The organism is Gynurincola endophyticus, assembly GCF_003991195.1.
GTDB classification, from domain to species: domain Bacteria; phylum Bacteroidota; class Bacteroidia; order Chitinophagales; family Chitinophagaceae; genus Gynurincola; species Gynurincola endophyticus.
This window is the reverse complement of the sequence record NZ_RCWL01000010.1, coordinates 14,331-38,201: the sequence shown is the minus strand read 5'-3', so window position 1 is coordinate 38,201 and position 23,871 is coordinate 14,331. Positions and strand designations below refer to the sequence as shown.

The following is a 23,871-nucleotide window of genomic DNA, read 5'->3' as shown; positions in this document are numbered from 1 at the left end:
CCTACCGTCATCCACCCTGCTTTCTTTCTACGTATATAATTGTGTCAGGACTCAGACAATCCAATATCAAAAGGTTTAGTTGTTCGTAAGGGGATGAACGGTTAAACAGGCGAAAGCAGCTGGCAGGATCCTGTGAAAACCTTTTTGCTGATTTTAACAATACTAAAAATGAAAACAAATTATTTCAATTCCAGTTGACAGACGAAGGTGATACGAAAAAATGTTGGTTAGTAAGAACGATAAGCTCCCCGGTGCAGAAGAAATGAGGATAATGGGGGGAGCTTGTTTTAAAATTGAAAAACATGAAGGAAGTGAAGTGCTGGCTTAAAAGATAAAACAGGTATGCATTGCTTTTACGCTTTTGATGCCTTCATTCTCTTCATGTTTCCTGAATGAGCTGTTATGAAGATTAACCTTTACTGATTTTATCGTAACTGGCTACAATGCCTTTAATCAGGCTGGAACTGAACCCCTGATGCTCCATTTCATTCAGCCCGGCAATCGTACAGCCTTTAGGAGTAGTTACTTTATCTATCTCCGCTTCAGGGTGTGTATTTTTTTGCAATAGCAGTTCTGCTGCTCCTTTTACCGTTTGTGCAGCGATCTGGCTGGCAGTTTTTGCATCAAATCCGATCTGAATGCCTCCCTGAATATTTGCTCTGATATAACGCATGGCATAAGCGGTAGCGCAGGCAGCTAATACGGTAGCTGCATCCATCAGTTGTTCATCAATCCACACCACTTCACCCAGTTGCTGAAACATGCCTTCTATAAAGGTTTTATTGGTTTCATCAACGCCGGCTGCTGCAAGACAGGTCATGCTTTCCTGAATGGCAATAGCTGTATTTGGCATAGCCCTCACTACTGCAGGTACGGTTCCTACCAGTGTTTTGATCTGTGGTATACTATAACCGGTTACCACTGAAACCACTACGTGTTGCGGTGTAAACAACTCTTTCAATCCTCCCAGCACTTCCTGCATCTGAAAGGGCTTAATTGCAACAATAATAATATGGGCGAATGCCAGCGCATCCTGATTATTAATGCTTACTTTAACACCTTTATCTGCAAGTGCTTTTAAAGTATTGAGGTTACGTTTGGTAACCATGAGTTGTTGAGGTTGTACATAGGCACTTTCAATCAGACCTTCTGCAATTGAAGCTCCCAGGTTTCCACCTCCGATGATAGCTATATTCTGATTCATCTTTTGGTTAGGTTTAGTAAAAACGCTCTTGTGAAAGATAGTTTCTTACATAATCAGAAACGCCTTCTTCCAACGAATAAAACTTGTCGGAATAACCTGCGTTCTTTAGTTTATTCATATCTGCTTCTGTAAAATACTGATATTTATCACGGATATCTTCAGGCATATCAATAAATTCAATATTTGCTGCTAAGTCTAATGCAGTAAAAGTATTTTTGACTAAATCTTCGAAGCTTCTGGCCTGGCCTGTACCTAAATTATAAAGGCCATTCTGCCATTTTCCGGTAGGCTGGCCTGCTGTTTCAAATAGCCAGTAACAAACTTTAATTACATCCTTTACATATACAAAGTCACGTAATTGCTGACCATCTTTAAAATCCGGGCGATGGCTTCTGAATAACTTCATCATTCCCGTCTTTTTAATCTGATGGAATGCATGAAAAATCACACTTGCCATACGTGCTTTATGATATTCATTCGGACCGTAAACATTGAAGAATTTCAATCCGGCCCAGAACGGAGGTGTTTTTGTTTGTTGTAACGCCCATTTGTCAAACTCATTTTTTGAAACGCCATATGGGTTCAAAGGTTTGAGATCGTTGACAATAGTATGATCGTCTTTATATCCCAGTTCTCCGTCTCCGTAAGTAGCAGCAGAGGATGCGTATACTAACGGAATTTGTTTATCGGTACAATAATGCCATATCTTTTGTGTGTATTCAACATTCAGTTTTTCATGAATGGAGTAATCAAACTCGGTAGTATCTGTTCGGGCACCGATATGAAAAATAAAATCGATTTTAGTTGAAGTTTCCGATAACCACTCAAAAAATCCATCCCGCTCAATTAAATCGATATATTGTTTATTCACCCAATTGGCTTGTTTATCCTCTCTCGAAAAATCATCCACAATAATAATATTTTCGAAACCTTTCTCATTTAAGTATTGTACTAATGCACTACCGATAAAACCGGCAGCTCCGGTAACAACAATATTGGAATTTTTGTCCATCTTTTAAAAATTATCTGTAAAACAACTAATACCGGTAAAGATACCGGCAATTTCTTAGAAATTAATCATTCCGGGCGAATGTCTTTTAATGTAGATATTCCATTTCAGGGGGCAAAAGACTAATTCCGGGTTCATGATCCTTTTTGCCAATCACTATATCCTTTCAATAATGCAGGGCATCTGTTCATTTTATGATCAGCTAAGATCAGATTAAAAGCAAAAATGTTTGTAAAGAGTGGCAAGGTAGCTTCGATAGCAATTTAAAAGTTTTTCATCACTGGGTATTTTAGTAGATTTGATGCCAAATTTGCGGACTTTGATCACTTTTATCCAACCAAACAAATCATTTCTTCCTGGCCTTCAGGCATATGAACGTTTTTTATCTAAAATCAATGTTCCGTTTGAGATCATTGGAAGTGAGGAAGCAGCCACTTATAAGACAGCCATTGAATGGCATTTTATGGGTAAAGACTTCAGAGCTACCCGTCCTGCAGACCGATTCATTATACACGAGTATTGTTCCTTATCGATTCCGCCTTTTGCGAAAGCAAAAAACATCTGGAAGAAGGTAAAAAATCTTCGCCCCGATGTAAGAATATTCAGTAACGCACAAATCAGAGAGGAGTTCAACTTTCAGGACGGTATACCGTCGTTTATCCGTGAAGTGGGAGTTGATACACAGATATTTCACCCTTCAGATCATCAAACGGAGAAGAAAAATGACTTTATATATGTTGGTACAGTAGATTCCAGCCGTGAAATTACAAGAATGCTTGATTATTTCACCAGTAAGCATATGACTCAATATTCAGTACTGGTTGTATCAAAAGAGTATGATCAGCTGGAGAAAAAATATAAAAATCAACGTCATATACGCTTTGAAGGTCCTTTACCGGTTACTGAAGTAGCCGAACGAATCCGTTCTTCAAAGTATGCCATCAATTATATACCGGAAATCTACCCATATGAAATGCAGGCATCTACCAAGCTATTGGAATATGCGGCCTGTAAAGTTCCTATATTAACCACCAATGGCAGCTGGATCAGAAAATTTGAGCGTGAGCTGGGGGGAAACTATTATTACTTCAACGACAAACAACCCTATTTTCATCCGGATGATCTTGCCCGCTTTAATTTTAGCTTTCCTGATCTGATTCAGTTAGACTGGGAGTTATTGATTTTAGCGTCTGGCATTTTACAAGATCTGTACAGAAGGTTTCCTGATTTATTTAAAGATTGTACAATTAAAGATAAGCTTGTATAGCTCTTTTATAGTTCTGAATAGTTTGTTGAACATCGAAGTGCAGAATCATGTGTTCGCGGCCTGCTTCTCCCATTTCTTTTAATTGTTCCGGTGTAAGCTGCATAATAGCTTTCATAGCATCCACCAGGTCATTGACTGATTGCGGACGTACGAGATAACCATTGCGGCCCTGAACGACCACTTCTTTACAACCGGTATGAAGTGTGGTGATGATAGGTAATTTCATTGAAGCTGCTTCCATCAGACTACGGGGAACACCTTCGGGGTAATAAGACGGGAATACAAAACAATGCGCTGTTTCCAATATAGACCTGACATCATTCTGATAACCCATATACAGGAATGAATCATTATTTTTCCACTTCTGAACAAAGGACTCCTGAATGGTATCCGGGTGTGTGGGATCATATGTGCCTACCAGAACACCTTTACATTCATACCCCTGAGCCTGCATTCTTTCGATCGCTTCGGCAAACAGGAGTACGCCTTTTGATTTAATCAATCTGCCGGTCATGAGAAACGTAAATACCGTCTTTTTCGTAAGGTTATTTGCTTTGAAATAATCCACATCCACCCCTTCTCCACTAATCACTCTTACCAGTTTTTTATTAACTAAGCCATTTCTGATAAAGAGGTCTGCATCATCCTGATTTAAAAACCAGATTTCTTCAGGAAACTTAAAAGCTGTTTTATACAATGCACTGATCATTCGATATAACCAGTTTTTCTGTGCAAATGCATACCCCAGCCCGGTAACCACTGCAATAGAAGGAATATTCAAACGATGAGCGGCAAGTGAGCCGTAGATATTCGGTTTTGCTACATAATGGAAAATAAAATCAGGTGCTATGCGTTGATATAAACGCTTGAGTTGATAATATAATCGTATATCTTTGACCAGATTAGTAGAGCGATTGTCAAACTCCACCACATGATGCTGACAGCCCAATTGAATTAATTGAACGACTTTATCATCATACGGAGAGACTACATGTACTTCGGCTTTCAATTCTAAAAATTTCAGAATCACTTCTTTTCTGAAATTAAGAATTGACCAGGCATTATTAGCTACAAATACAATCTTTTTATTCAACAAATCCGTCATCAATATATTTGAATATTGGTTCAAATTTATGGCTTTGAAAGCAATACTTATAAAAAAGTAAAATAAATATAGAATGATTTTTCCATTAATTGTATTCACCATACTTTCAATTGCTGCCATTCATCTTTTGATGAAGAAGCAGAAGTATAAGCTTTCGATTGGAAAAATCAGTGCTATTTTTTTATATAAACTGGCGATTGGCAGTTTATACGGGTATGTGTTTTCGAAATATTTTGGTCATGACGATACCTGGTTCATACATAACGGTGGCTTGGAACAGACCCATTTGATCAAGAATGATCTAAAACATTTTTTGTATCAGCTGACACCTTCATACTCCTGGGAAAAGGCCGGTAACAGCCTCAAAGATTTTTTTCCGCGATGGCTCAGTGATATGGAATGGAACCTATTACGTAAGCCGTTAGGAATACTGAATTTCTTTACCGGTGGAAACTACTACGTAAACTTAACCTATATCAACTTCCTTAGCTTCTGGGGGTTATTCTGGATTTATCAGCTATTCATCCAAAACTTTCCAAACTCCGGTAAAATTCTATTGGGTATTATTTTCTTTTTACCTACTACTGCATTCTGGTTAAGCGGTTTAAGAAGCGAAGCTTTTTTAATTTTCTTTTTCGGTTTATTCTTAAAGTTAGTACAAAACAAAAAGAAGTATTGGAGTGCCGCTGCTGCATGGTTGGTTATTGCAATATTCCGAGCTGATTTTGCATTTGTTTTGATACCTCTATGGTACTCGTGGGTATGGTGGCTACGTGATCAACGTCAGTTAAAGAGAAAGCTGCTGATCACCTATGCTGTATTTATCAGTGCAATTACTCTTCTGAGCCTGATATTACCGGGTGGCTACCCCTGGCAATTCATAGTACAGAAGCAAGCAGCATTTTTTAAACTGACCGGTTCGAGCGTGTCATTAACTCCATTGTCGGCCGAATTTCCTTATTGGCTCAAGGCATTTCCACAGGCATTGGTGAACACTTACCTGAAACCTTTTCTGAACGAAGCGGAAGGTGTTTTTCAATTGAGCATGAGTTTATCACAACTGCTGGTTGCAGGTGCAGCAGTCATGTATCTGTTCATGTACAGAAAGCCTTCTATCTGCCCTCCATATGATTTGAAAGCCCGGGCCTGGTTGTACCATCTGGTGATCTGGAGTATTACATTGTACCTGATAGTCGGGTTAATAGTACCCTTTCCGGGAGCAATCATCCGATATAAAATTATCGGCGAGCTGATGCTGATCTGTTGTGTGGCAGTAAGCTGGAAATCACGTATTTCTCCCCAGATCAAAACATATTATAAAAAATAATATATATCATTTCTAAATAGTCTTGTCCTGTTTTTTCACCCATTTATCAAGTTTTTCTTCACATTTCTGCATTAAGACTCATAAAAAATCAAAAAAAAATTTCAAAAAACGATTTTTATTCTTTGTTTTGCATAAGCAAAATAAAAATCAATGGAGTCTTTACGTTTTAAAGCGATCAACAACTTATCAAGTCAACCTCCCGTAGATGTGGAGAAATGTGCTAAAATCACCGGTATTTTCGGTGCAAATGTATTTACCCTTGCTACTGCACGTGAATTTTTGAGCGACGAAGCTTACAAAAGCCTGGTAAACTCAATTAAAGGCAATAAAAAAATTGACCGTGTAATGGCCAATCAGATTGCTGCCGGTGTTCGTCAGTGGGCTGAAAGCAGAGGAGTAACACACTACACGCACTGGTTTCAGCCTTTAACAGGCACCACTGCTGAAAAGCACGACTCATTTTTCACAATTAAGGGTGACGGTACTCCCATTGAAACTTTTGAGGGGGATGCTTTAATTCAACAAGAGCCAGATGCTTCTTCTTTCCCTAACGGTGGTATCCGTGCTACTTTTGAAGCGCGCGGTTATACGGCATGGGATCCTTCTTCTCCTGCCTTCATTATGGAAATCGGCAATGGTAAAACTTTATGTATTCCTACCATTTTCGTTTCATATACAGGTGAAACTTTAGATTATAAAGCTCCTTTATTAAAGTCTCTTGAAACTTTGAATAAAGCAGCTGTTGATGTTTGTAATTATTTCGATAAAAATATTTCAAAGGTTACTGCTACTTTAGGTTGGGAACAGGAATATTTTCTGATTGATGAGGCCATGTTCAATGCACGCCCTGACTTAATTTTAAGTGGCCGTACTGTTTTCGGACATGCTCCTGCCAAAGGCCAGCAATTAGAAGACCACTATTTCGGTTCTATTCCTGAACGTTTCTACGGATTCATGAGAGATTTCGAAGCAGAATCTTATAAATTAGGTATTCCTTTAAGAACCCGTCACAATGAGGTAGCCCCTGCACAGTTTGAGTGTGCGCCGATTTATGAAGAAGTAAGTATTGCTGTTGACCACAATACCTTATTAATGGATGTGATGGACAGAGTAGCACGTCGCCATAAGTTAAGAGTGTTATTCCACGAAAAACCTTTCGCTGGTGTAAACGGATCTGGAAAACACAATAACTGGAGTTTAGCTACTGACACAGGAGTGAACTTACTGGCTCCGGGCAAAACACCGAAAACCAACTTAATGTTCCTGACTTTCTTCGTAAATACGATTAAAGCGGTACATGACTATGCCGATATTCTGCGTGCAGCAATCGCTTCTGCCGGTAACGATCACCGCTTAGGTGCGAATGAAGCCCCTCCTGCTATTATTTCTGTATTTATCGGTCAATATCTGACTAAAGTACTGAATGATGTGAAAGCGCGTGTAGGCGATAGTTTTGACGAGCAAGACGAAGCTATCTTAAAATTAGATTTACACAGAAGTATTCCTGAATTATTACTGGATAACACAGATCGTAACCGTACGTCTCCGTTTGCATTTACCGGTAATAAGTTCGAATTCCGTGCAGTGGGTTCTACTGCAAACTGTGCCAGCCCGATGACTTCTTTAAATACGATCATGGCTGCTACTTTGAAGCAATTCAAAAAAGATGTGGATAGTTTAATTGAAAAAGGCGATAAGAAAGAAATTGCTATTATGCAGGTAATTCGCGAATATATCGTGAGTTCTGAAAAAATCTTATTTGAAGGCGACGGTTATTCACAAGAATGGCATAACGAAGCAGCAAAAAGAGGATTACCTAATTTACCTACCACTCCGGTTGCTTTAGATGCAATGATCACTGAGAAAGCAATTCACCTTTATGAATCAAACAATGTAATGAGTCATAAAGAAATTGAAGCCCGTCACGAAATTGAACTGGAAAAGTATATCAAACGTGTTCAGATAGAAGCTCGTATCATGGGCGAACTTTGTACCAGTCACATTCTACCAGCTGCTATCAACTATCAAAACACTTTAATCAATAATATCAAAGGTTTAAAAGAAATCGGTATCGCAGAAGATTCTTATGCAAACCAAAAACAAATTCTTGTTAAAATCTCTGAACATATTAATAAAGTAAGCGATCTGGTTGAAAAAATGATCGATGCACGTAAAGTTGCTAATAAAATTGAACATTCACGCGACAAAGCTATTGCTTATCAAACCACTGTTAAAGACCAATACTTTGACAGTATCCGTTATCACGTTGATAAGTTAGAATTATTAGTAGCTGATCAATACTGGGTGTTACCAAAATATCGTGAAATGTTGTTCCTGAGATAAGAGAATTACTTTTACCATTAAGGCATTAAGAGCATTAAGAATACACCTTAATATTCTTAATGCCTTATTTTTTAACAACCCTGTGAGTTTCTCAACCTTCCAATGCTTTCTGCGCCTGCAGCATGTGACGCGCATTATGATAAATCACTACTCTTAAAGTGTCGCCCAACCTTAGTTTTAATAATTTAGTAAGAGATATATTACATTTTACTTTTGTAAGATTTACCTGCTCGCATTTTTGTAAGATCACTAATAATTCCTGTTGCTGACGTAAAAACTCTACCAGTACTTCCCTTCCCAACTGTTTTCCAATCGGGTTATATGATTTCATAGATTTTATTTTTTTTGTATGAGACGGCAACATCATCTGAGCAAAGTAATTCCCTAGTAATCCCGGTTTAAATTCATCACTTGCCTTGCCTTTGTAATTAGCAATCGCAGTACTCATTTCAGGAATATAGTATCGGCCGTACTGATTGAGGTGTTCGATGCATTCAAGGGCATTCCAGGCATTCAATTGCGGTCGTGCCTGTAAAGCTTCGTCAGATGCGGTTTCCAGTTTTTGTACAGCCAGGATATGTGATTGCGTATATTGCTGCAGTTCGCTGATGAATTCGCTTTTAGAAACAATCATATTAACTATTTTCTGTAAAATTCTTCCATTCCGGCTTTATAAGCATTGATTGAAATCAAGATTATTATTCTTAATCCTTCTCATCTTTGAATAGTGAAAAGAAAAACCGAACCATTGAGGAAGTTAAGTTGAATTAATTTCTAAGGTTCATGATTTATCTGATTAGTAATCTCAATGGGAAACATGAAGGGAATGAAGAGGTCAAAAAATAAAGGCGTAACCCGCCGGCATTCTTAATGCCATTAATTTCTTAATGGTTAAAATACTCTTTTCAACATTAGGGAATTAAGAAAGCTAAGCCCTATCTATTAAGATACAAAAAAAAGCTGAAATTTCAAAATATGAGTATATCAGACTACTTCCTGATTCTCGACAAGGTTTCCGGTGTCATTCGCAGATAATTAGCAATATGCCGTAAAGGAATTTCCTGAAAGAGGCGCGGTGATCTTAATAATACACGGGCAACTCTTTCCTCCGGTTTTTCAATCAACAGGTCCATCTCCCGCTCCAGTGAACCCAGCAAATGAGCCGTTAACAGTTTATTCCAGAATTGCAGATTTTCAACCGATGCCGCTACCCAATCCATCACCGCCGCTTTTGGAATCACTCCTATTTCACAGGCTTTAATAGCTTCTATATAATACTGTGAAGGTATATCTTGAAAAAATGAATCCATATGTGTGAATATTTCACCCGAATAGGCGAAACGGATATTCTGTTCTTTTTCTCCAATCATTACATACACCCTTACTGTACCATTTAATACAATATATGCATTGTCATCTATTGCCTGTTCAGACAATAACAACTCATTTCTTTTGAGGGTGATGCGGTGAGATATGTAAGATTCGAAGTTCAGTTTTTATTCACAAACTAGTAATAATAATTGATAAAGGAAAGTTGAAAATTAAAAACGAAGTGCCGCGCTATTTTTCGGAATATCACCTTCTCAATTCTTAATTCTTAATTCATTTTGCAGTGCCACTTTCCATAAAAAAGCGAGGCCGCACTCAAAAAATTGAGGCGGCCTCAGGTCCCATTTTCAAATCCAACTAAACTATATCTCGAAAAAATTAGAGTAATTGCACAAGTTACATTTCATTCAAAAAAGCAAATAGTTTCAATTGAGCCTAAAGCCTCTTTTCATAATTTGTAACTGATGCATCGCTCATTTTCCCCACAGTTGCCGATTATCGTCAAACAAACGAAACTGTGCCCTGCATCACAACCTATGACGGTGCAGTTGAACTCATATTAACGAACGCTGTGCCAAAACACTTAAATTCATCGCATTATAACGAAATACTTCGTTATAACCGGCTACAGGCTTTACTTTCGGCGGATAAATAAAATATTTTTTTTCGAACCCGTTATTTTAAGGTGAAGATTACAGATAAGAGATTCCCAAATACGGAGTTATTTTCCCAAAATGAAATATGAATATAAAGTATTAGTCACCGTTAGAAGGATACCCCAATGGTATATTTGGAAAGTCCGCATTTTTTTAGTATCTTATAAGAATGGGCTCATACAAAAAAAAGCTGCTCACTCAACGTAAACAGCTTACTTATTTATTCAGTAATCTTTCTGTACAATTAATATATCGTTTTATTGAACATTCAGAATACCATCTTTTATCATCAGATCAACCGTTGCCCGTCCTCCTTTTAAATTTGCATGCAGATAGTCTGTAAATGAATACGGATCCTGAATACTTCTACTGTAATTGATAACCGGATAACCGGTTAATTCAGTGAATCGCGCCAATAGTTTATCCAGGTTATGAACAGGATAAGTTGGAAAAAACGGCCCCATGATATAATACACTTCTATACCTTTTGTTTTAGCATATGCGCCGATTTCTGCCAATTGACGAATCAAAGTATCATTGACTTTAAAGGTTACACTTCTGTTGGGTGCATCCTGAATAAAAGCTTCAGTGATGGTTCTGTCAAAGTACCAATCATCATCCAACTTATTACGATAGTACATCGCACGTTGAAACACTTCATTATTGTATCTGAAAAGATGTGACAACTGTGATGCGTTCCAGCTTTGTTTATCTTTTACTTTAATCACCGAATCTACTCTCGGTGAAAAATTCATGTATGTAGCAAAGCCGGGTAATAGTTTATCATCTGACATTTCAATCAGCGTCAGTTCTACCAGAATTTTTTTCACTTTCGGATACTGATCGATATAATCCTTTGTCATTACAATAGCCATTTCAGGAGGCATTGAATAATAACACAATGAGAAAGTATTTTGGTTAGTAACCGAATCCATATAGGGTTGATAAAAGTTCAATCCTCTTGAATTACCAACAATGAGGATATCTGCTTCACCATTTCCTGCATACATTCTGGAGTAGCGGAACTGGCTTTTCTCAATCTGTTGCTGAAAGAAGTAACCGACCAGGCGGTCACCTATAAAATACAAAGCAATAAGGCCTAAAATCCAATATAGTTTTTTCATGACTTCTAGAATTGGAAGTAAATAAATGCGTTAGAAGAAAAGGTTCCGAACAATGCAATTAACCACAGTGCTCCGGCAAATAGAATTACCCGTACCGCAGGTTTTTGTAATTGCAGGTGGTTCCATTGGAATCTGACATTTGTTACTTCCACTATCAGTAATACACCAATTACCAGGAAGCCCTTTATGATCTGATACTTATTGAAGGTACTGTGCCAGTTAAAATCTTCACCGGATGCAATGATTTTAAGAATCTGATTGGCTATATGGAAGCTATCAAGCCCCATACTTCCGGCCCTGAAGTATACCCAGGCTATACAGGTGAGTGCGAATACAACGAGCATCGCAATACCGTCGTCGAGGAATTTCGGTAATCGTACCAGCGCAACAAATTTCCGCCAGACGGGTGTTACGATTCTTTGCACGATGAGATATACGCCGTGCAGGAATCCCCAGAATACAAATGCCCAGTTAGCTCCGTGCCATAATCCGCCTAATAACATGGTAATCATATTATTTTTATAGGTATGCACTTTACCTTTTCTGTTACCTCCTAATGGTATATATAAATAGTCTCTTAACCATGATGACAGAGAGATATGCCAGCGGGTCCAGAATTCGGAGAACGATTTAGAGAAATAGGGTGTTTTAAAGTTTTCAGGGAAATGGTAGCCCATAATTCTGGCCAAACCGATTGCCATGTCGCTATATCCTGAGAAATCGCAATATATCTGGAAGGCGTAGAACACAACTCCGATCAGGAGGTGCATACTTCCGAAACGCATCGGGTCTTGAAAACACTGATCCACAAAAGGTGCAATGGAATCTGCGATGGCTACTTTTTTAAAGAAACCCCACAGTATACGCCCTAAACCACTGTTCAGATTGGTCCAGCTGAACTTTTTATCTTCTCCCATCTGGAATAAGAGGTCTTTCGCACGTACGATCGGACCAGCAACCAGCTGTGGGAAGAGCGCGATAAAGGTGGCAAATTTGAGGAAGTCTTTTTCCATGGGTATTTCCCTTCTATACACGTCAATGGTATATGACATTGATTGGAAGGTGTAAAACGAAATACCGACCGGTAAGATGATATTGAGTGAAGAGACGGACGGCTGCAGGCCAAAACCTTGCATCATGGCGATGTAGCTGTCTATAAAGAAGTTGAAGTACTTGAAGAAGCCCAGAAAACCAAGGTTCATGATCATACTCAGAATGAGCATGGTTTTTCGTCTCTTAGGTTCGTTTGAGTTATGAATAATTCTACCAAACTCATAATCAAAATAAGTGGAGAATAGAATCAGCGGCACAAAGCGCCAGTCCCACCATGCATAAAAAAAGTAGCTTGCCAGCAAGCTCCAGTACAATCGGGGTCGTCCTTTTAAAAGGAAGTATACGGGAAAAAAGATTCCTGCGAATACAAGAAACGGAATACTGTTGAATACCATTTGGGTTTCAGCTTAACGTTTAAATTTATTTGAGTAAGCAGATTGAGGCACTGCGGACCACACTTTAATAACGTAAAAAATATTAAACTATTATTAAAAGGCTTTCTTGTCAAATCTCATACCTGACAGAACAAAGGCTAAACCCTGTTTTTTACAAACAACGTTCTTTTACCCAGTTGAGGGCAATCTGCAATTGTTCCTGCATGGTTAAATGAGAATTATCTAAAACTAATGCATCAGCGGCTTGTCGAAGAGGAGATATTTCACGGGTTGAGTCGATATGATCTCGATGTGCCAGATTCTTACGCACCTCTTCTATCGTGATATTGGGATTTTTTTCGTAAAGTTCCTGATAACGTCTTTGTACTCTGATATCCATATCAGCGGTCATAAAAATCTTCAGCTCGGCATCCGGAAAAACGACGGTACCGATATCGCGGCCATCCATTACAATTCCTTTCTGCTTTCCCATGGCCTGCTGCTGAGCAACTGCAAACGATCGTACGATTCCGATGGCAGCCACTTCGCTCACTTTTTCGGCTATAACAAGGTCTCTGATCACATATTCTACGTTTTCACCGTTGAGGTAGATTTCACTATGCCCCGATTTATGATTCGGAGAAAAAGACAGTTCAACCTTATTCAACGCTTGTTCTACAGCCGACAAATCATTAATATTCACCTGATGGCGAATAAAATATAAGGTAATGGCCCTGTACATAGCTCCACTGTCAATATAAACATATCCTAAAGCCCGGGCCATTTGTTTAGCCAGTGTACTTTTACCGCAAGAGGACCAACCATCTATTGAAATAATGATATTCTTCAGCATAATCTCTGCAAAATTGCAGAAAATTTGATCAAGTTTGAAATTTTTTGTGGTGAGGGAGTATTGAACCATTAAGATTCTGTGCTAAACCTGCTGCTGCGCTTTGGCTTATTCTATCTGATGATCACCATATAAAACATGAAGAGAATAAAGGTATGAAGGTAAAGTAGCGCGGACGACAGTACTTCATTCGCTTTTCAACTTCATTCTCTTCATGTTTCCCATTACAATTTCAAACATAGGAAGGATTAAGAGAATCAGGGCTTAACTTTCTTAATTTCTGAATGGTTTCTACGACTGTGTAGCCAACTTTGCACTCTCCCTTCTCCACAATCCACTAAAAAAGCTGTTTCCGTGTGGAAACAGCTTTTTACTATAGAATTTATTTATAGAAACCTAAGTAGCAGATTTCTCTACACTAGGCGCTTTTAATGTAAACTTGATAGTAGAGCTTTCTTTATCCAGGTCAGCTATCATTACATCTCCGGCTTTAATATTCATATTCAGTATTTCTTCTGCCAGAGGATCTTCCAAATGCTTTTGAATAGCTCTGTGTAAAGGACGTGCACCGAATTGTACATCATACCCTTTTTCTGCTATAAAGTTTTTAGCATCTTCTGTCAGCTCTAACGTAAATCCGAGATTTTGTAAACGCTTTAATACTCCTTCCATAATGATGTCAATAATCTGGAAGATATCATCTTTAGTTAAAGAGTTAAAGATAATTACATCATCGATACGGTTCAGGAACTCTGGTGCGAAAGTACGTTTTAAAGCTTTTTCAATAACTGCTTTATTGTTTTCTTCCAGATTTTGCGTTCGTGCCGCAGTAGCAAAACCTACTCCATCGCCGAAATCTTTTAATTCACGTACCCCTATGTTAGAGGTCATAATGATAGTCGTATTTTTGAAGTCTACTTTACGCCCTAACCCATCTGTTAATTGTCCATCGTCTAATACCTGTAACAGTATATTATAGATATCAGGGTGTGCTTTTTCGATTTCATCTAACAGAATTACAGAGTAAGGTTTTCTTCTAACGCGCTCGGTTAGCTGTCCTCCTTCTTCATAACCCACATATCCCGGAGGTGCACCGATTAAACGGCTTACGGTAAATTTCTCCATGTATTCACTCATATCAACGCGTATCAGCGCTTCTTCTGAGTCAAACATATATTTAGCGAGAGATTTAGCCAGTTCGGTTTTACCAACCCCTGTCGGCCCTAGAAATATAAAGGTTCCGATTGGTTTCTTAGGATCTTTCAATCCTACTCGGTTACGTTGAATAGCTTTCACCACTTTTTTGATCGCTTCGTCCTGGCCGATTACTTTTCCTTTCATTTCGTCAGCCATACGTTTCAGCTTATCGCTTTCAGCCTGCACCATTCTTTTCACCGGAATACCGGTCATCATGCTTACTACTTCAGCGATTGCTTCTTCGTTGATCGGGTAACGTTTATGTTTACTTTCTTCTTCCCAGGTAGCTTTTGCTTTTTCGAGTTCTTCCTGTAATTTTTTCTCAGTATCTCTAAGATTGGCAGCTTCTTCGAATTTCTGTGATTTTACCACTTTATTCTTTTCAACTTTTACATCTTCGATACGTTTTTCAAGATCCAGAATTTCTTTTGGAACATTGATATTTTTCAGGTGAACACGCGCACCTACTTCGTCCATTACATCGATGGCTTTATCGGGTAATAAACGGTCGGTAATATAACGATCTGAAAGTTTAACACAGGCGTCAATTGCTTCATCATCGTATAATACGTTATGATAATCTTCGTATTTAGATTTGATATTATTCAGAATCTGAATTGTTTCTTCAACACTTGGCGGTTCTACGATTACTTTTTGGAAACGACGATCAAGGGCACCATCTTTCTCGATATACATTCTGTATTCGTCGAGTGTAGAAGCTCCGATACATTGTAATTCACCTCTTGCCAATGCAGGTTTAAAGATGTTTGAGGCATCCAGAGATCCGCTGGCACCACCGGCACCTACGATCGTATGAATTTCATCGATGAAAAGGATAACATCTCTGTTTTTTTCCAATTCATTCATGATAGCTTTCATTCTTTCTTCGAACTGACCGCGGTATTTAGTACCGGCTACCAGAGCAGCCAGGTCTAAAGAGATCACTCTTTTATCGAAAAGAACTCTGGATACTTTTCTTTGAACGATACGCAAAGCCAATCCTTCCACGATAGCTGTTTTACCAACACCCGGTTCACCGATCAGAATAGGATTATTCTTTTTACGGCGCGAAAGAATCTGAGATACACGTTCAATTTCTTCTTCTCTACCCACAATCGGATCGAGCGCCCCGCTTTCTGCTAACCGGGTAATATCGCGGCCGAAGTTATCTAAAACCGGCGTTTTACTTTTGGTAGCAGCTGTTGTTTTAGATCTGGCAGAGGAGAATCTTTTTTCTTCATCAAATTCGTCTTCGTTTTCGTCAGTATATTCACTGCGTACATTATCATTGCTTTTCACTACACCTAATTCATTTCTGAACAAATCATAGTCTACGTCAAAATTGTTTAGAATCTGAGTAGCTATATTATCTTTATTCTTTAAAATAGAAAGCATTAAATGCTCGGTTTCTACGGTTGGGCTTTTTAAAGCTTTTGCTTCTAACACCGTTACTCGCATCACTTTTTCAGCTTGACGAGTTAAAGGCAAACTATTGATATGTGCGATATTTCTACCTGATTTATCCTTAACTGCCATCTCGATTTCCTTTCTCAAGCTGACCAAGTCTACTTTAAACGACTTTAGAATACGAATAGCGGTATTCTCACCCTCTCTGATCATCCCTAGCAACAAATGCTCAGTTCCGATGAAATCGTTGCCCAGCCTGAGCGCTTCCTCGCGACTGTATGACATGATTTCTTTAACTTGGTTTGAGAAATTGTTATCCATTTTTATAATTTGTTGTGTTATACAATAATAACGAATAAATTTGGAATTTTATGGTGCCCCTTACCGGCATTAACCATAATAATTCTTTAAATTTTATTATGAAAGTCAAAATTGATACCAGAGAGAAATTTCATGTCATAAGCTTCGAAGAAGCGGCAATTACTGCTAATATGACAGCATCGCTAAGAGATTTAGCGACACAATTTTTAGATAAGGATCCTAAAAATCTAATTTTAAACTTCAAAGAAACTGAGCTGATTGACCATGAAATTCTGGAGGAATTGACCTCATTGCATCAATTATTCTACGAACAATCTGCTTCCTTTGTGGTGTGCGAGTTACCGGAAACGGTACGTAAAAATGAGTTAGCTGAACAATTAAACGCTACTCCGACAGAAAGTGAAGCATGGGACATAGTTCAAATGGAAGAGATTGAAAGAGAACTCTTTAATGATGATTCCTCTTATTAAGCTACGATTTTTTTCTGAAAATACCAAAAAGAATTTCCCTACGTTTAAATAGACAAAGGACATTATAGTTATATGAAAAAATATGCGGTAATTGTGGCTGGAGGGTCCGGCTTGAGAATGGGTACTCAGATTCCCAAACAGTTTTTACCTCTACAGGATAAGCCAGTTTTGTGGTATACACTGCAGGCATTTCTGGAAGCCTTTAATGATCTCTACATCATACTGGTTTTACCGGAAGCCCATCTGATGACCGGTCAGGAAATTCTTCGTTCTACCATTGATCCTGACAGAGTATGGATGACAGTAGGTGGAGAAACCCGTTTTCACTCGGTTCGCAACGGTTTACAGCATATTCATCAGCATTCTATCGTTTTTGTGCACGACGGCGTCAGATGTTTACTCACTCCCGAGCTCATACGCAGATGCTATGCTTCAGCAATTGAAAGAGGAAACGCCATTCCTTCTATCGGAGCAGTTGATACGATCCGCATGAGCACCATTGACGGATCTGTTCCGGTTGACAGAAATAAAATCAGAATTATCCAAACACCACAAACATTTTACAGCGACATTCTGAAAGCTGCATTCGAACAGGAATTTGATGAACGCTTTACTGACGAAGCGTCGGTTGTAGAAAAATTAGGCGTAAAAATCAATCTGATAGAAGGCGAAAATACTAATATCAAAATTACACAACCGATTGATATATTGATTGCAGAGAAGATTCTGGAAGAAAGAAACTTTTGAAAATGGGGAATTGATAATTGAATATTGGGTTATTGCTTGATCCAGCGCAACCATTTCGGTAAAAAATTACATTGCAACGGCGGGTATGTTTCCAGCTGTCCGCCCATGCTTTCATAAAATTTTGCTACTCCGGGAATATTGCTCCCTTCGAAATCGAAAAACATTTCCTGCCCGCTTAATGCCTCCAGCAAATAGTACATTAATGCATGATTTGCTCTTAATGCACGTCCTTCTTCCAAACAGGCAGATGTCATCAGATAATATCTTTTACGATCCTTCAACACAATTGCCTGAGCTACTACTTTGCCGTCTATCATCCAGGTGGGAATCAAACACTGTTGATTTTTTTGCAAATAGGTACATAATTCCCCAAACCTGTCATAGATTCCCTCTTTCAATTTTACCGACCGGAAGTCATACAAAGCCGAATTGAAAGCAAGCGCCTCTTTCAGGTCATTGGAAAAATACAGTTTACCGGGTGTTTTTTTACTTTGCTTAAAAGCTTCTTTGAAACTTCTGTTAAAACCCGACTGAATCTGATTGAATGTTGTATCCAAAGAAAGAATATAATTGTTATAACGGGGATGTGGTGTATGTAAAAAGTTGAGCTTAATATCAATATACGAATAATGCTTTTTCAAAAAAGGCATGAATGCGTTCAGATATTTATCCGCCGCCGTATTATTGCTGCAAATAACGCCTAATTGTTGTACAAAAGCTGGCTGATAAGCATATTTTAATCCCAGTTTTGAATTAGTAGGCAAGGGCATCACTGCTTCATAATCGCCATATACCATCCCCACCCACCGCTCACACATCCTATCTAAATACCATGAATAAGCGTAAATAAGACCATTGACAGATCTATCTACCAGCCCGTTCCATTGAACGGTATCTATTTCACCGGATGATATGATACGTACCTCGTTCATCTGTTTAAAGCAATGATGGAAGTTTGATTAGCTTTTTAGTATTAACCTGAATCAGGTTAATATTGAATGATATGTTTTTCAATGCCCCTTTAGTATCGGGTACGGTTTTCAAATTATCTCTAAATACTTTGCTATACACCAATGGCATATACACTTCTACAACGTCGCGCCAGATATTGAGTTGTAATCCGCCCACGTACAGAATATTCGGCTGACTATTTTCAGTTCTCCATGTTTCGGAATAAGTACCGATATCGAGAAACAGTCTTACAAATCTCAATGGAAATACTTTTTTAGGCAAACTGGTGCTCAGGTTGATCGCTGCAATCCATTCATCACTCCTGCCCTGCAGATCTGAAAAGATATCTGTTCTCAACTTCATGAAACCGTCTCTTTCAAAAATCTGTTTAGACCAAAGTCCGTCGTTTTCATTTCTTCCAAAATAGTAATTACTATAAGTAATATCCTCCCAACCTCTTGCAGCAGTCAGTTTAGGCTGAAATATTCTGGTATCATAATATTTCTGATTGGTAAATCCACCGATATAATTGAATCCTGCTACAGTCATTCTGTAGGCAAAATAGCCTTTATCCGCATAATTGAAACTTCCTTTATGAGTGGCCTGCCAGCGAATGAACTCTTTGCCCTGCATTCCCTGTAATTCTATTTGTGATGGTTTTACAGCATGGTTGTTTTCCCAGTGAAAAGTTAACCGATTGATATACCTTTTTTTCCAGTCGGTAGTAGCCGGATGGTATTCTCCATTAACATTCGCAGCATACTGAAATTCTTTTTCACCAATGAAAAAGGTTTTCCACTCAATCCACTTTTTAAAGTTGCTGAGTGCCGTTTTTTCAGGAAATACGTACCGGATTGCTGGAGCTATTTTATAGAATGCGCCAGATATTTTATTCTGATTACTGTCTATTCCCCGTCTGTCAGAAAACTTTGCAAAATCTATCGACTCTATCAATTTACCACCGAAATGTTTTGTGCGGGCACTATAAGAGATACGCGCCAATCCGTTTAATTCTTTACTGGAAGTACCAAACATTGGCATCAGCAGGAAATTAAAATTATTGTTCGGTACCTGATAATTATGAATACCAACCCCGAACATTGTTTTATCGTAATTATTAAATCCGATTACCGGTGTAATATAGACGTTGTGGTGCTGTTCATATTCACCTGAATAAAAAAACTTAGTACGTAAGCCTTTTCTATTTTTTACTTCAAGGGGTGTTGTTTTATCTAATAGCCCGAAATAGTAGTCGCTGTCAAAATCTGCTAACCGATCGAAATACGCTTTAAAATCGTCAGGTTGCGGGTGTCTGAATTTCCAGTCCTGATAATATTGCTGCATAATACTATCAAACTTCTGCTGACCTATTTTTTTTTCTATCAATGCCATCCATTGGGCAGCTTTGGTATAAGCAAAGAGACTGAAATTGATTTCTGTAAATTCTTCCGAAGGAGTATTGATCGGTTGATCCTGTTTTACTTTTATGAGTCCTTTATAAACGGCTTCTTCCAAAGATTCATCACCTTCGCCGAACTGCTGGAGGTAACGTTTATCGTAATAAGAGTTTAACCCTTCATCCATCCATGGATATTTTCGCTCATTTGAAGCGAGAATTGCCTGAAACCAGTTATGGCCTACTTCGTGTTTGATCAACATTCTGAGTGATGACATACTATTCGTTTCAGAAATATTGGTAATGGTAGGATATTCCATTCCACCGGCAAAACCGAGTGGTGATTCAACTACAGAAACTACCGGATAAGGGTAGTTGCCCAAAACATTCGATTTAAAATGTAGTGTTGATTTGATGATACTTACAGCAGAGTCCCATGTAGCTTTATTTTTGTCTCTGAAGAAAGCCCAGGTTTCCACAGGTTTTCCATTGATCTGAGCAGTATCGTAGCGTACCAACCAGTCAGGATCGGCAAACCATGCAAAATCAACAATACTATCCTGAAGGTATCTGAGTTGTTTAAAAGTGTTTGGAGCAGGGTTTTGCTGATCGGTGGTATTAATTCTTTGTTTAAGCCATTCTTTTTCTTTTTCATTCTGTAACCGGCCTGTAGCAGCAACTACATAATGTCGGGGAATTTCAATGGTAACATCATATGCCCCGAAATTATTAAAGAATTCACCGATTTCGAGGTAAGGATACAAGTGCCATCCGTTTTTATCGTACATGGCTGCTTTGGGGTACCATTGTGTAACCTGAAAAGCGTTTCCACCATATCCACCTCTTGAGAAGTTATAAGGAAGTTTCACTGTGAACGGTGTACTGATGGTTGTTTTTTGGCCAGGCAATATCGGTTCGCGTAAAAATACTTTAATAATATCTATATGCTGAGGATGAAATTCGTAATGCAGATCGCCGGAGTGCTGACTGAAATGCAGATTAGTGATATACCCTTTTTTAGCAGAGTCGGCAAAGTAAAAATCCGTTTTCCCATTCTGAACAGTCTGGTGGGCAAAAGCGGTACGGTCGTTTGCGAAAGCATTTGGCCAGATATGCATCCAGATATAATTCAGTGTATCCGGAGAGCGGTTAATGTACTCGAGTGATACGTTACCGGTGAGTATTTTAGCGGAATCATCCAGTTTTACCTGAATCGTATAATTGGTTTGTTGTTGCCAGTTTGTTTGAGCACTGGAAATATTGAGTAAAAAAACACAAAAAATTAGTGCTAACAGACATTTCATAAACATGATAAGTTAATATGGAACTAGTGGATTACTTTCCTTTTCCTGAAATAATAATTTTAAATGTACGAATGATAATTTGTAAATCTAAACTTATAGATACATTTTCAATGTACATCAGGTCATACTTCATTCTTTCAACCATTTCATCAACATTCTCGGCATAACCGAATTTTACCATTCCCCATGAAGTGAGGCCTGGTTTTACTTTATGAATATGTAAATAAAGCGGGTTTTGTTTCTTAATCAATTCAACGAAGTACGCACGTTCCGGGCGTGGCCCTACAAGGCTCATATCACCTTTGAAGATATTCCATAGCTGAGGCAGTTCATCTAAACGCCATTTTCGCATAGTAGCTCCCCATGGTGTAATACGCGGATCATTCTTTGAGCTGAGCAACGGGGTGGCTGTTTCAGCGGGGTAGTACATCGAGCGAAATTTATAAATGGTAAATGGAGTACCGCCTTTTCCAATTCTTTTTTGTCTGTAAATAACAGGGCCTTCCGAACCGAATTTCACTTTTAATGCGATAAAAAGCATGAGTGGCGATAACAGAAGCATGCCGAAGATAGCGGCTGAAACATCCATTAATCTTTTCAGGTTTACCTGAAAAGGCGACATCAGATTGTTGTCAATTTCAATCAACGCTTCGTCATGTACATCGTTAGTTCTAACTGATCCTGATAAAATATCCATCAGATCGGCCTGAATCGTTACACGCACATCCACCTGTGAAAGTAATTCAAGCAAATGCAATATCTGGCTGCGTTCATTTTTTTCAATTGCAATAACAATCGTGCTGATCTGTTCGTCAATTACCACAGTTTTTAAGGTATCAAGTGTTCCCAACTGTGGTATATATTTTGACAAGTCGGTTGCATTAGATTTCGTAGGAATAAACCCTTTGTAAACATTTCCTTTTAAACGAAGTAAATCTTTGGTTTGCAGATAAGTTTTTAATGCCAGTCCGTTATTACCGAGCAGTAAAGCGTTAAACCGGATACGTCCTGACCTGATTAATTTTTTGATAATGCTCAGCAGCGATATTCTACCGATAACAGTGAGTGAGAAATGAACAATAAAGTAGAAGAGTAAAATATTATAGAAATAACTGATATCGTCTTGCGGATCGTCGAGGATGATTGTAAAAAAGATAAGGAGGCAACCTACTAAAGATTGCCATAATGTTGACAAAAATTCTGTTAGCCGTGATTTATAATACAGTTGGGTATAAACACCAACGAGTGAATAAAAAATCAACCAGAGTGCGGGTATGAGTAATAATCCGATCCAGAAGTTTTTATTCAGCTGATGACCGAAGTTTTCGAATAATTGATCGTAGAGCAAGTAGACACGGAAGTTCCACATCAATATCCAACCAATCATTGCAGCGAGTGCATCGATCAGAATAAAGGAAATGAGGTGAAACAGAGGCCGAGACTTGTTTGGATTAACCAACTATCGTATTATTTTTAATTTTTTGTAGAATCAGATGTGCTACTTCCATTGCCCTGAAACCATCTACTTCTGAAACAACAGTTGGAGAATTAGTAGTGATTGCATGTACGAAAGCTTCCAGTTCTTTTTTAATGGCATTGATTTCCGGAACCGGAGGATTTACTACGGCAATCGTTTTTTTACCGTGTGTCGTTTCTACATCAAATGACAGTACCTCAGTATCCTGGTCTGTTTTCAATTTGATCACTTCTGTTCTTTTTGCTAAAAAATCTATTCCAATATACGCATCTTTCTGGAACAACCTCATTTTGCGCATTTTTTTCATAGAAATACGGCTGGATGTGAGATTTGCTACACAACCGTTATTAAATTCTATACGCACATTTGCTATGTCAGGAGTATCGGTCATTACTGCAACACCGCTGGCTGAGATTGCTTTTACTTCACTCTTAACCAAACTCAAGATAATATCGATATCATGTATCATGAGGTCAAGAATCACACTCACTTCAGTTCCTCTCGGATTGAATTCAGCAAGGCGATGCACCTCAATAAACATTGGCTTAATGTCTAAATTCTGTGTAGCGATAAATGCGGGATTGAAACGTTCAACGTGACCAACCTGAAATTTAATATTTGATTCTTTAGCGAGCTTAACGAGTTCACGGGCTTCGTCCATGGTATTTGCGAGTGGTTTCTCTACAAATACATGTTTTCCTTTTCTGATAGCATTTATACAGAGTTGATGATGGTAATTAGTAGGTGCAACGATATCAACGGCATCTACAATTTCCATTAATCTGTTAGGATCTAAAAAACGCGGAATTTGATATTTTTCGGATACTTCCTGAGCAGCGGCATCGTTCGGATCATAAAATCCGACTACTTCCACATCTCTGATTTCTTTCCAGTTATTGAGGTGAAATTTCCCTAAATGTCCAACACCAAATATGCCAACCTTTAACATACATTATTAAT

At 38.4% G+C, this 23,871-nt stretch carries 18 protein-coding genes; 5 read left to right on the top strand and 13 right to left on the bottom strand.

Features of this window, described 5'->3' with window-relative positions:
• Nucleotides 1-409 precede the first annotated feature (409 nt).
• Nucleotides 410-1,204 carry a pyrroline-5-carboxylate reductase gene (proC, locus tag D9O48_RS16455; protein WP_126974089.1) on the bottom strand — a complete coding sequence of 265 codons (795 nt, stop codon included), beginning with the start codon at nt 1,202-1,204 and terminating at the stop codon, nt 410-412.
• Nucleotides 1,205-1,217: 13 nt separating this feature from the next.
• Nucleotides 1,218-2,216: an ADP-glyceromanno-heptose 6-epimerase gene (gene rfaD, locus D9O48_RS16450; RefSeq protein ID WP_126974088.1), complete on the bottom strand. Its 999-nt coding sequence runs from the start codon at nt 2,214-2,216 to the stop codon at nt 1,218-1,220.
• A gap of 316 nt (nt 2,217-2,532) precedes the next feature.
• On the opposite strand from rfaD, the gene D9O48_RS16445 reads away from it, so the two are divergent.
• Nucleotides 2,533-3,480 (top strand): CgeB family protein, encoded by a 948-nt coding sequence (locus tag D9O48_RS16445; protein WP_126974087.1) that lies wholly within the window; start codon nt 2,533-2,535, stop codon nt 3,478-3,480.
• Here D9O48_RS16445 and D9O48_RS16440 read toward each other — a convergent pair.
• Nucleotides 3,461-4,609: a glycosyltransferase family 4 protein gene (locus tag D9O48_RS16440; protein ID WP_158624923.1), complete on the bottom strand. Its 1,149-nt coding sequence runs from the start codon at nt 4,607-4,609 to the stop codon at nt 3,461-3,463. The genes D9O48_RS16445 and D9O48_RS16440 overlap by 20 nt on opposite strands.
• A 49-nt stretch (nt 4,610-4,658) precedes the next feature.
• Between D9O48_RS16440 and D9O48_RS16435 the strand changes: the two genes are divergently transcribed.
• Nucleotides 4,659-5,912 carry a hypothetical protein gene (locus tag D9O48_RS16435; protein ID WP_126974085.1) on the top strand — a complete coding sequence of 418 codons (1,254 nt, stop codon included), beginning with the start codon at nt 4,659-4,661 and terminating at the stop codon, nt 5,910-5,912.
• A gap of 150 nt (nt 5,913-6,062) precedes the next feature.
• Nucleotides 6,063-8,255, top strand: a complete 2,193-nt coding sequence (locus D9O48_RS16430) for a glutamine synthetase III family protein (RefSeq protein ID WP_126974084.1) — start codon at nt 6,063-6,065, stop codon at nt 8,253-8,255.
• A 91-nt stretch (nt 8,256-8,346) separates the two neighbouring features.
• On the opposite strand, the gene D9O48_RS16425 is transcribed toward D9O48_RS16430, so the two are convergent.
• The 6 genes from D9O48_RS16425 to D9O48_RS16400 all read right to left on the bottom strand — a co-directional run bounded on the left by D9O48_RS16425 (nt 8,347) and on the right by D9O48_RS16400 (nt 16,530).
• Nucleotides 8,347-8,889 carry a DinB family protein gene (locus D9O48_RS16425; protein ID WP_126974083.1) on the bottom strand — a complete coding sequence of 181 codons (543 nt, stop codon included), beginning with the start codon at nt 8,887-8,889 and terminating at the stop codon, nt 8,347-8,349.
• Nucleotides 8,890-9,244: 355 nt separating this feature from the next.
• Nucleotides 9,245-9,718 (bottom strand): Crp/Fnr family transcriptional regulator, encoded by a 474-nt coding sequence (locus tag D9O48_RS16420; protein WP_262707394.1) that lies wholly within the window; start codon nt 9,716-9,718, stop codon nt 9,245-9,247.
• A gap of 779 nt (nt 9,719-10,497) precedes the next feature.
• Complete coding sequence (locus tag D9O48_RS16415) at nt 10,498-11,364, bottom strand: hypothetical protein (protein WP_126974081.1); 867 nt, start codon at nt 11,362-11,364, stop codon at nt 10,498-10,500.
• 5 nt (nt 11,365-11,369) lie between these two features.
• A complete protein-coding gene (locus D9O48_RS16410; protein ID WP_126974080.1) occupies nt 11,370-12,812 on the bottom strand; it encodes an MBOAT family O-acyltransferase in 1,443 nt (480 codons plus the stop codon).
• A 151-nt stretch (nt 12,813-12,963) separates the two neighbouring features.
• Nucleotides 12,964-13,644 (bottom strand): (d)CMP kinase, encoded by a 681-nt coding sequence (gene cmk, locus D9O48_RS16405; protein ID WP_126974079.1) that lies wholly within the window; start codon nt 13,642-13,644, stop codon nt 12,964-12,966.
• Between the two features lie 393 nt (nt 13,645-14,037).
• A complete protein-coding gene (locus tag D9O48_RS16400) occupies nt 14,038-16,530 on the bottom strand; it encodes an ATP-dependent Clp protease ATP-binding subunit (protein WP_317127867.1) in 2,493 nt (830 codons plus the stop codon).
• A 134-nt stretch (nt 16,531-16,664) separates the two neighbouring features.
• On the opposite strand from D9O48_RS16400, the gene D9O48_RS16395 reads away from it, so the two are divergent.
• Together D9O48_RS16395 and D9O48_RS16390 are read left to right on the top strand one after the other, a co-directional pair.
• On the top strand, nt 16,665-17,036 hold the full coding sequence (locus D9O48_RS16395; RefSeq protein WP_126974077.1) for an STAS domain-containing protein: 372 nt from the start codon (nt 16,665-16,667) through the stop codon (nt 17,034-17,036).
• Between the two features lie 72 nt (nt 17,037-17,108).
• Nucleotides 17,109-17,783 carry a 2-C-methyl-D-erythritol 4-phosphate cytidylyltransferase gene (locus D9O48_RS16390; RefSeq protein ID WP_126974076.1) on the top strand — a complete coding sequence of 225 codons (675 nt, stop codon included), beginning with the start codon at nt 17,109-17,111 and terminating at the stop codon, nt 17,781-17,783.
• 29 nt (nt 17,784-17,812) lie between these two features.
• Here D9O48_RS16390 and D9O48_RS16385 read toward each other — a convergent pair whose 3' ends face one another.
• From D9O48_RS16385 to D9O48_RS16370, 4 genes are read right to left on the bottom strand one after another with little or no spacing between them, the layout of a single operon-like run.
• Complete coding sequence (locus D9O48_RS16385; protein ID WP_126974075.1) at nt 17,813-18,715, bottom strand: GNAT family N-acetyltransferase; 903 nt, start codon at nt 18,713-18,715, stop codon at nt 17,813-17,815.
• Nucleotides 18,716-18,719: 4 nt separating this feature from the next.
• Nucleotides 18,720-21,434 carry a M1 family metallopeptidase gene (locus D9O48_RS16380; RefSeq protein WP_126974074.1) on the bottom strand — a complete coding sequence of 905 codons (2,715 nt, stop codon included), beginning with the start codon at nt 21,432-21,434 and terminating at the stop codon, nt 18,720-18,722.
• Nucleotides 21,435-21,465: 31 nt separating this feature from the next.
• Nucleotides 21,466-22,893 (bottom strand): sugar transferase, encoded by a 1,428-nt coding sequence (locus D9O48_RS16375; protein WP_126974073.1) that lies wholly within the window; start codon nt 22,891-22,893, stop codon nt 21,466-21,468.
• Nucleotides 22,886-23,860 (bottom strand): Gfo/Idh/MocA family protein, encoded by a 975-nt coding sequence (locus D9O48_RS16370; RefSeq protein ID WP_126974072.1) that lies wholly within the window; start codon nt 23,858-23,860, stop codon nt 22,886-22,888. The genes D9O48_RS16375 and D9O48_RS16370 overlap by 8 nt, the downstream gene beginning before the upstream one ends.
• Nucleotides 23,861-23,871 lie beyond the last annotated feature (11 nt).

Coding starts and splice junctions, on each gene's coding strand:
- proC (WP_126974089.1), bottom strand. CDS start 1,204: ATGAATCAGAATATAGCTATCATCGGAGGTGGAAACCTGGGAGCTTCA.
- rfaD (WP_126974088.1), bottom strand. CDS start 2,216: ATGGACAAAAATTCCAATATTGTTGTTACCGGAGCTGCCGGTTTTATC.
- D9O48_RS16435 (WP_126974085.1), top strand. CDS start 4,659: ATGATTTTTCCATTAATTGTATTCACCATACTTTCAATTGCTGCCATT.
- D9O48_RS16430 (WP_126974084.1), top strand. CDS start 6,063: ATGGAGTCTTTACGTTTTAAAGCGATCAACAACTTATCAAGTCAACCT.
- D9O48_RS16425 (WP_126974083.1), bottom strand. CDS start 8,889: ATGATTGTTTCTAAAAGCGAATTCATCAGCGAACTGCAGCAATATACG.
- D9O48_RS16415 (WP_126974081.1), bottom strand. CDS start 11,364: ATGAAAAAACTATATTGGATTTTAGGCCTTATTGCTTTGTATTTTATA.
- D9O48_RS16410 (WP_126974080.1), bottom strand. CDS start 12,812: ATGGTATTCAACAGTATTCCGTTTCTTGTATTCGCAGGAATCTTTTTT.
- cmk (WP_126974079.1), bottom strand. CDS start 13,644: ATGCTGAAGAATATCATTATTTCAATAGATGGTTGGTCCTCTTGCGGT.
- D9O48_RS16400 (WP_317127867.1), bottom strand. CDS start 16,530: ATGTCATACAGTCGCGAGGAAGCGCTCAGGCTGGGCAACGATTTCATC.
- D9O48_RS16395 (WP_126974077.1), top strand. CDS start 16,665: ATGAAAGTCAAAATTGATACCAGAGAGAAATTTCATGTCATAAGCTTC.
- D9O48_RS16390 (WP_126974076.1), top strand. CDS start 17,109: ATGAAAAAATATGCGGTAATTGTGGCTGGAGGGTCCGGCTTGAGAATG.
- D9O48_RS16385 (WP_126974075.1), bottom strand. CDS start 18,715: ATGAACGAGGTACGTATCATATCATCCGGTGAAATAGATACCGTTCAA.
- D9O48_RS16380 (WP_126974074.1), bottom strand. CDS start 21,434: ATGAAATGTCTGTTAGCACTAATTTTTTGTGTTTTTTTACTCAATATT.
- D9O48_RS16370 (WP_126974072.1), bottom strand. CDS start 23,860: ATGTTAAAGGTTGGCATATTTGGTGTTGGACATTTAGGGAAATTTCAC.